Here is a 7,552-nt window from a genome sequence, read left to right as displayed (position 1 = left end):
TGCGACGGTACCCTTCCACATCCAAAAATACTTTACACCGCTGGGTCTGATTTTTATTGACACAAAGACTGACGAGATACTGGAGGGCGTCAAGGGTTTCTCCCCTTCTGCCTATCAGTATGCCCACATCACGACCCTTTATATCAATAAACACATCGTTATCCTTCTCTTCAATAGCCATGCTGACGGGCAGGTTCATGGCCTCAAAAAGCTTATCAAGCAACTCTTTTGCCCGGCGCGACGGCGTATCTTTAACACGGACCCGGACACGGGCCGGCCTTGAACCCAGCAGTCCTAAAAAACCTCTGGAAGGTTCCTCTAAAACTTCAATCTCCGCCTCATCACGTGAAATGCCCAGTTGAGCCAGCGCCAGGGAAACCGCCTCATCAACAGTTTTAGCGGTTTTCTCTACTCCCTCCACCGGTGTTTAGCGCCTCCTTCAAAGCTCGGGTATGCCTGTTCACCAGATACTGTTGTACAATTCCAGCGGCATTGAAAACAACCCAGTACAGGGCCAGGCCTGCAGGTACTGTAGAACTGATCCACGCAATAAAAATGGGCATGATCATCAACATGGTGCGCTGGGTCGGGTCGGCCATATTGGTGGTCATACGAGATTGCACATAAGTAGTCAAACCAGCTAAAACCGGAAGTATAAAATAAGGGTCTCCCACCTGACTCAGATTTTGAACCCATAAAAACTTGGCATGGGCGGGAACTGCATACTTAAAATGTAAAAGCGCTCGATAGAGGGCGATCAAAATTGGCATCTGAATCAAAAGCGGCAGGCATCCAGCCATGGGATTCACATTATGCTCCCTGTACAGTTCCATGATCTTCTGCTGCATTTTCTGAGGATCTTTATTACTGTAACGTTCCTGAATCTCCTTGACCCTTGGTGCAAGCTGTTGCATAATCACCATGGAACGCATCTGCTTGACAGAAAGCGGGTAAAGAACGATCTTGACCAGTATGGTGAGCAGGATAATAGCCAGACCGTAGTTGGCTACATGAGCAAGCTCCGTAAGATGATATAGCCAGTTCAACAGAGCACTCATGCCATTAACCAGAGCTTGAAACAAACCATCCCCTCCTTGCTATTTAACCGGATCATAGCCACCCCGGCAAAGGGGATGGCAACGCAAAAGACGCCACATGGTTAACAACAAGCCACGAGCCACACCATATTTGGACACGGCCTGTACAGCATACTCGGAACACGAGGGGTAAAAACGACAACTGGGCGGCTTCAGAGGCGAAATAAAACGCTGGTAAAAACGAAGAATGGTAATTAAAGTCGAGCTCACAATGATCAACCTTTCGCCGTAATCTTACGGCCAAGTCTCCTGGCAAGGTTATAAAGCTGTCCCGAAAGATCCTGATAATTCTTACCCGCTGCCTCCCTGCGGGCTATGATAACCACATCGCAATCCTGCGGAAACCACCCTTCATTGAGCCGACAAATCTCCCTGAGAATACGACGCACACGGTTACGAACAACAGCCTTACCCGTTTTTTTACCAACCGAAAAACCAAAACGGCGTCCCAATCCTTTATTGCGGAACAAATACAATACAAGAGCTCCACTGGCAGCTGAATACCCCCGCCGGTAGACCCTTTGAAAATCTTTTTTCTTTTTTAAAATCTCCATGTAAGTGAAATCTCCATTACACCGGGCCATTTATTGTTTTTAAAACCATCCGAACAAATTACGAAAAGGCCACCCTTGTGGTAAGCGGCCTTATGCAGTGAGTCTTTTTCTTCCCTTGAGCCTTCTTCTCTTAATCACATTACGGCCTGCCCTGGTAGACATACGCTTTAAAAAACCATGAACCTTTTTGCGTTTTCTATTCTTGGGCTGATAAGTACGCTTCAATTCATCACACCTCCCCAACACAATACCGGACTGGAAAAACCAGACACATCACAAGTTATTATATAGGAAAAACCCTTCACAAGTCAAGAAAAAACCCGGGACGGAAAAAGCCCGTCCACAATATACACAATTATCCACAGGGTGCAAATTTATCGGTTGATAAGCCCCCGTAAATTTGATATCATTTGATCGCTAGCGCCGGATGGAAAGTTATCCACAGGCTATGATTGACCTGGGGACAAAGTTGTCGATAATTAATAAGCCGGTAGATCAGGCGTTGGAAGCTGTAAGCCCCGTCACACCGATAGCGGAGGCTTTTTTAAGTTGCCTTTTCAATTTGCCATTGTTTCAAGTTGCCAAAGAAAGGTCCACGGAGCAGGGGGTTACCTCACATGATAAAAACACATATTACAGATATTTGGGATGAACTACTCAGTCATATCCAGCCACGCATGGACGCTGAAACATATGAGATCTGGCAGGAATCGGTACTCCCCCTTGGATTTCATCGCAGTACATTTTTTATCCAGGTACCCAACCACTTCTACCGGGACTGGCTGATCACACGCTATGCGTCCATAATTAAAAACCATCTACAAGAAATTTTAAAAGATGAAATTGAAGTACAATTTCTACCAGCCGAAGAAGTTAATGATAAGTTATTAAACAGAATACGTAAATCCACGCCCTCCGTCGCCATGGAAACCTGCCCGCTAAACCCACGCTATACTTTTGATACCTTCGTCGTGGGAAACAGTAACAGGTTCGCACACGCAGCCTGTATGGCAGTAGCCGAATCCCCGGCTCAAACATACAACCCTCTATTTATTTACGGAGGGGTGGGTCTGGGCAAAACACACCTCATGCATGCCATAAGCCACTATATAATGGAACGTGGTACCCAAAACCGCATTGTTTACGTTACATCAGAGAAATTCACCAATGAGTTGATTAATGCCATCGCAGAGAAGCGGGCAGTGGAATTTCGCAACAAATACCGGGGCATGGACATACTGCTTATTGACGATATCCAGTTTCTAGCAGGAAAGGAACGGACTCAGGAAGAATTTTTCCATACGTTCAATACCTTATATGAAGCCAACAAGCAAATAGTAATCTCCAGCGACCGGCCTCCTAAAGAGATACCAACACTGGAAGACAGGCTTCGATCCAGATTCGAATGGGGTTTGATAACAGATATCCAACCGCCAGACCTGGAAACAAGAATTGCAATATTAAGAAAGAAGGCTACCCTCGACCACGTCAACGTACCCGATGAAACTCTGGAATATATAGCACAGCAGATTACATCAAATATACGTGAACTCGAGGGGGCTCTCATCAGGGTGGTAGCTTATGCTTCCCTGTACAAGCAACAAATTACCACCCAGCTGGCCAGGGATATCCTGAAGGACATCCTGCCCACAAAAACACCCAAACAAATTACGGTACAGTTAATCCAGGAAAAAGTAGCCGCTTACTACGGGCTGAAAGCCGAGGATTTCAAATCAAAAAGACGCAGCCGCAACGTGGCTTTTCCACGACAGATCGCCATGTACCTGACACGTGAATTAACAGATTTATCACTTCCGCAGATTGGGGACGCCTTCGGTGGAAGAGACCATACAACGGTTCTCCACGCCTGTGAAAAAATCAGCACGCAGCTGGCTGCAGACCCACTGCTGGAGGAAGCAATAAGGGAAATACGACAAAAAATCAAGGAAGAAACTTAGGAAATAACCGGCCAGAATATCTTTAAAAGTATGCTCAGTTATCCACAAGATGAGAGCGTCAAATTACTGTGACGATTAAAGAGAAAAAACACTTATCCACAAGTACACAAGCCTTACTATGTATTACTACTAAATTAGTTTATATAAAAAGCTTGATCATGAATGTGGGGGAAAAACCCGTGAAATTTACGACGAGCAAACCGGTACTGGCAAGTACAATAGGAACAGTGCAGAAAGTTGTTTCCACGCGTTCGCCGCTGCCAATCCTATCCGGCATTCTTCTGGAATTATACGGAAACAGCTTAACTGTAACGGGTTCCGACATGGAACTTACCATACAGTGTACAGCGAACGTAGAAATGGAAGAAGAAGGATCAATAGTTTTACCCATAAAATACATTGCCGACCTGGTCCGGCACCTGCCAGACGTGCCCATAAAATTCCACACCTTACGGGAAAGCACCAGTACCACAATAACCTATGGAACGTCACAGCTAAATATCCACGGATTTCCACCCGAACAATACCCGCGCCTGCCAGCAATAGAAAACGGCCTCAAATTCTCCTTAAGCCAGACCTTGCTGAAAGATATGCTACGGCAGGTACTTTTCGCTGTCTCCAATGATGAGACGCGGCCGATCTTCACCGGCGTTTTATTACAAATAGACCAAAACGTAATGCGGATGGTGGCTACCGATACCTGCCGCCTGGCAGTGCGAAGCCTGCCGCTGGAAAGAGAACTGGAACAAAAAATCAACATAATCATACCCGGCAAAACACTGAACGAGGTGGCCAGGCTCACCGGTGGCGGCGAGGAAGAAAAAGAAATAACTATCATTTGCGGTGAGAACCACGTTTATTTCCTATCCGAAACAGTAAAAATATCCTCCCGGTTGATCGCCGGCCAGTACCCGCCGTACGAACAGGTCATTCCGAGAGAGTACATCACAAGAGCAAGGCTGGTCACAAGAGAGGTACTTGAAGCAACGGAAAGAGCATCACTACTTGTAAGGGATGGACATCCGGTGATACAATTTTCACTTTACGAAAACACATGTGTGGTATCCGTACAAGCACAGGCCGGATGGATTAGGGAAGAGATAACGTGTGAAATAGAAGGAGAACCGGTTGAAATATGGTTCAACGCCCGTTATATGAGCGATAGCTTGCGTGCCCTCGGGAGCGAAGAATTATGGCTGGAGTTGACAGGACCACTGAGCGCGGCCGTGTTGAGACCGCCGCATGAAGATAACTACCTGTCCCTGCTGCTACCTTCCAAACCACCCAAAGGATAGGAACGCCAAAAAGCCGGAGGGAATCGGGTGTATATTGAACAGATCCGCCTGGAAAACTTTCGTGGCTATACCCGTTTGCACTGGCAGCCTGATCCCTCAATGAACATGCTGACCGGAGGCAACGCCCAGGGCAAAACGAACCTTCTGGAGGCCATTTTTTACGGCTTGACCGGACACTCCTTCCGGACCTACCGCGAACGGGAAATAATTCGCTGGGGAAGCACCTTTTGTCGCGTGGAAATAAAATATCTTTCAGGACAGCACTTAAATACTGCGGTCGTACTACTAACATCCGAAGGTAAAAAGCAAAAAGGGCCAGACGGCGGCCGTAACCGGTTGATGGACACCGTCCCGCTGCCTGTAGTGTTTACTCCGGACCACCTGCTGATGATCAAGGGCAGTCCTGCTATGCGGCGCCGCTGGCTGGACCAGGAACTTGGCCCACTGCTACCGGGCTACCAGTTCTGCTTGCGACGCTACCACCAGGTACTGGCACAGCGGAACGCCTTGTTACAGAAAATCAGGGTTAAAAACGGTAGCCGGCAGGAACTTGATCCGTGGAACCAGCAACTTGCAACCCTGGGAGCCAGAGTTATTAACATGCGTTATCGCTTGCTGGCGGAGCTTTCCCCGGTGATGCGTGAGATTTACAGCCGGATAGGAGGGGGTCACGAAAAAGCGGGTCTCTCCTATCTTTCTTCAATTCCTCTGGAGCGAACATCTGCAGAAGGGGAAATCGTTGATATTTTCATAAGGGAATTAGCCAGGCTTTTTGATGAAGAAATCAATAGAGGTCAAACCTTGATAGGTCCTCACCGGGATGATATTCTCACCACCATTAACGACCGGGACGTGCGCCGATTCGGTTCCCAGGGACAGCAGCGTACTATGGTTCTGGCGTTGAAGCTGGCCCAGCTTGAAGTGGGAAAACGTTTTTTTGGGGACTACCCCGTCGTGCTCCTGGATGACGTTTTCTCGGAACTTGATCAAAACAGGAGAGCGCAACTGGTTGATTATCTTCGTGATAAAACACAGGTCTTTGCAACGACCAGCCAGCCGGCATGTAGGGATATGACCGGCCCTGCCGGCCGTGTTATAATCATCCGGGAACATGCGCTTTACTAAGGGGGGGGTAGATTTTGTTTTTACATCTTGGCGGAGATGTGATCATTCCTAAAAAAGACATAATCGCTATTTTGAACTTCCGTGCCAGGAATTCCGCCATTACCAGAGAGTTCCTGGAACTAGCCAGAGGAGAAAAGTCTATCCATGTTATTGCGGAAAAGGGTAAGGAAAAATCTTTTGTTCTTACCCGGGAACAGGTATTCGTTTCACCTATTTCCTGTTCCACGTTGAAGAAGAGGGCTGCAATGTTAATTTCTGCCGAAGATTAGCTGAATAAGCACAAATACGGTTATAATTATTTAATGTAAAATAAATGATTACAAGAACAATTCCTGGGAATTTGTTTTTGGAAATGGAGGTCCCGGCCTTGCTGGAACAGGAGATAAACAATCGTTACGGTGCAGAGGAAATCCAGGTGCTTGAGGGACTGGAAGCAGTGCGCCGCCGCCCGGGGATGTATATCGGGAGCACCGGTCCCCGGGGGCTGCATCACCTGGTTTATGAAGTGGTGGACAACAGCATAGACGAGGCCATGGCCGGTTTTTGCGACCGGATAGAAGTGATTGTCCATAAAGACAACAGTGTGACGGTTATTGACAACGGCCGCGGAATCCCTGTGGATATTCACCCCAAAACAGGCCTGCCGGCGGTGGAGACAGTTCTCACCATGCTGCACGCCGGGGGTAAATTCGGCGGGACAGTATATAAAGTTTCCGGTGGACTGCACGGAGTAGGGGTGTCGGTGGTTAATGCTCTCTCCGAGTGGCTGGAAGTGGAAATTCGCCGGGATGGGCATGTTTACCACCAGCGCTATGAACGGGGGAAGGCAGTTACCCCTTTAAAAACCATAGGGACTGCTCAAACAACGGGTACCAAGGTTTCCTTTAAACCGGATCCGGAAATTTTTGAAGAGCTTGTCTTTAATCACGAAACCTTAAACCAGCGGCTACGGGAACTGTCTTTTTTAAACCGGGGTATTAAAATTATCTTCCGGGACGAAAGGACAAACCAGGAGATCGTTTATCAGCATGACGGCGGCCTCAGGGATTTTGTGGGCTATTTGAATAAAAACAAGGAAGTCCTGCATGACCGGCCAATTTATATTTCCGGTGAGCGGGATAACGTCCAGGTGGAAGTGGCGCTCCAGTATACGGAAGGCTACGTGGAAAGCCTGTTTTCCTACGTTAACAACATCCACACCGTGGACGGAGGTACCCATGAAGCCGGCTTTAAGAGCGCTCTCACCCGCGTCGTCAACGACTACGGGAAAAAATACAACCTCTTAAAAAACGGCACCACGACCCTCACAGGAGAAGACATCCGGGAGGGACTGACAGCTGTAATCAGTGTCAAGGTGCCCGAACCCCAGTTTGAAGGCCAGACCAAAACCAAACTGGGGAACAGTGAAGTGCGGGGAATTGTGGACACAGTGGTCGCGGACGGATTGGCCACCTTCCTGGAGGAAAATCCAGGTGTTGCCCGCAAGATACTGGAGAAAGCTATTACTGCAGCCCGGGCCCGTG

10 protein-coding genes are annotated in these 7,552 nt (G+C 48.0%); 5 read left to right on the top strand and 5 right to left on the bottom strand.

What is annotated here, in order from left to right; all coding sequences use genetic code 11:
* From jag to rpmH, 5 genes are all read right to left on the bottom strand, one after another.
* The coding region (gene jag / locus ACPLUI_RS08525; protein ID WP_424659838.1) for an RNA-binding cell elongation regulator Jag/EloR at positions 1-421 on the bottom strand (421 nt) is incomplete at its 3' end.
* Entirely contained in the window at positions 396-1,082 is a 687-nt protein-coding gene (locus ACPLUI_RS08520; protein WP_424659837.1) for a YidC/Oxa1 family membrane protein insertase, read from the bottom strand. The genes ACPLUI_RS08520 and jag, both read right to left, overlap by 26 nt.
* Positions 1,083-1,097: 15 nt before the next feature.
* Entirely contained in the window at positions 1,098-1,310 is a 213-nt protein-coding gene (yidD, locus tag ACPLUI_RS08515) for a membrane protein insertion efficiency factor YidD (RefSeq protein ID WP_424659839.1), read from the bottom strand.
* Between the two features lie 2 nt (positions 1,311-1,312).
* On the bottom strand, positions 1,313-1,651 hold the full coding sequence (gene rnpA, locus ACPLUI_RS08510) for a ribonuclease P protein component (protein WP_424659836.1): 339 nt from the start codon (positions 1,649-1,651) through the stop codon (positions 1,313-1,315).
* A gap of 90 nt (positions 1,652-1,741) precedes the next feature.
* Positions 1,742-1,876 carry a 50S ribosomal protein L34 gene (rpmH, locus tag ACPLUI_RS08505; RefSeq protein WP_424659835.1) on the bottom strand — a complete coding sequence of 45 codons (135 nt, stop codon included), beginning with the start codon at positions 1,874-1,876 and terminating at the stop codon, positions 1,742-1,744.
* Between the two features lie 392 nt (positions 1,877-2,268).
* On the opposite strand from rpmH, the gene dnaA reads away from it, so the two are divergent.
* From dnaA to ACPLUI_RS08480, 5 genes are all read left to right on the top strand, one after another.
* Positions 2,269-3,609 (top strand): chromosomal replication initiator protein DnaA, encoded by a 1,341-nt coding sequence (gene dnaA / locus ACPLUI_RS08500; protein ID WP_424659834.1) that lies wholly within the window; start codon positions 2,269-2,271, stop codon positions 3,607-3,609.
* 179 nt (positions 3,610-3,788) lie between these two features.
* Positions 3,789-4,904: a DNA polymerase III subunit beta gene (gene dnaN, locus ACPLUI_RS08495; RefSeq protein ID WP_424659833.1), complete on the top strand. Its 1,116-nt coding sequence runs from the start codon at positions 3,789-3,791 to the stop codon at positions 4,902-4,904.
* 27 nt (positions 4,905-4,931) lie between these two features.
* Entirely contained in the window at positions 4,932-6,029 is a 1,098-nt protein-coding gene (gene recF / locus ACPLUI_RS08490; RefSeq protein WP_424659832.1) for a DNA replication/repair protein RecF, read from the top strand.
* Between the two features lie 14 nt (positions 6,030-6,043).
* Positions 6,044-6,298 (top strand): extracellular matrix regulator RemB, encoded by a 255-nt coding sequence (gene remB, locus ACPLUI_RS08485; RefSeq protein ID WP_424659831.1) that lies wholly within the window; start codon positions 6,044-6,046, stop codon positions 6,296-6,298.
* 98 nt (positions 6,299-6,396) lie between these two features.
* Positions 6,397-7,552: ATP-binding protein (locus ACPLUI_RS08480; RefSeq protein ID WP_424659830.1), on the top strand; the 1,156-nt coding region annotated here is incomplete at its 3' end.

Source organism: Desulfofundulus sp. (assembly GCF_049701015.1).
Taxonomy (GTDB): domain Bacteria; phylum Bacillota; class Desulfotomaculia; order Desulfotomaculales; family Desulfovirgulaceae; genus Desulfofundulus.
This window is presented reverse-complemented; position numbering and strand designations above follow the sequence as displayed.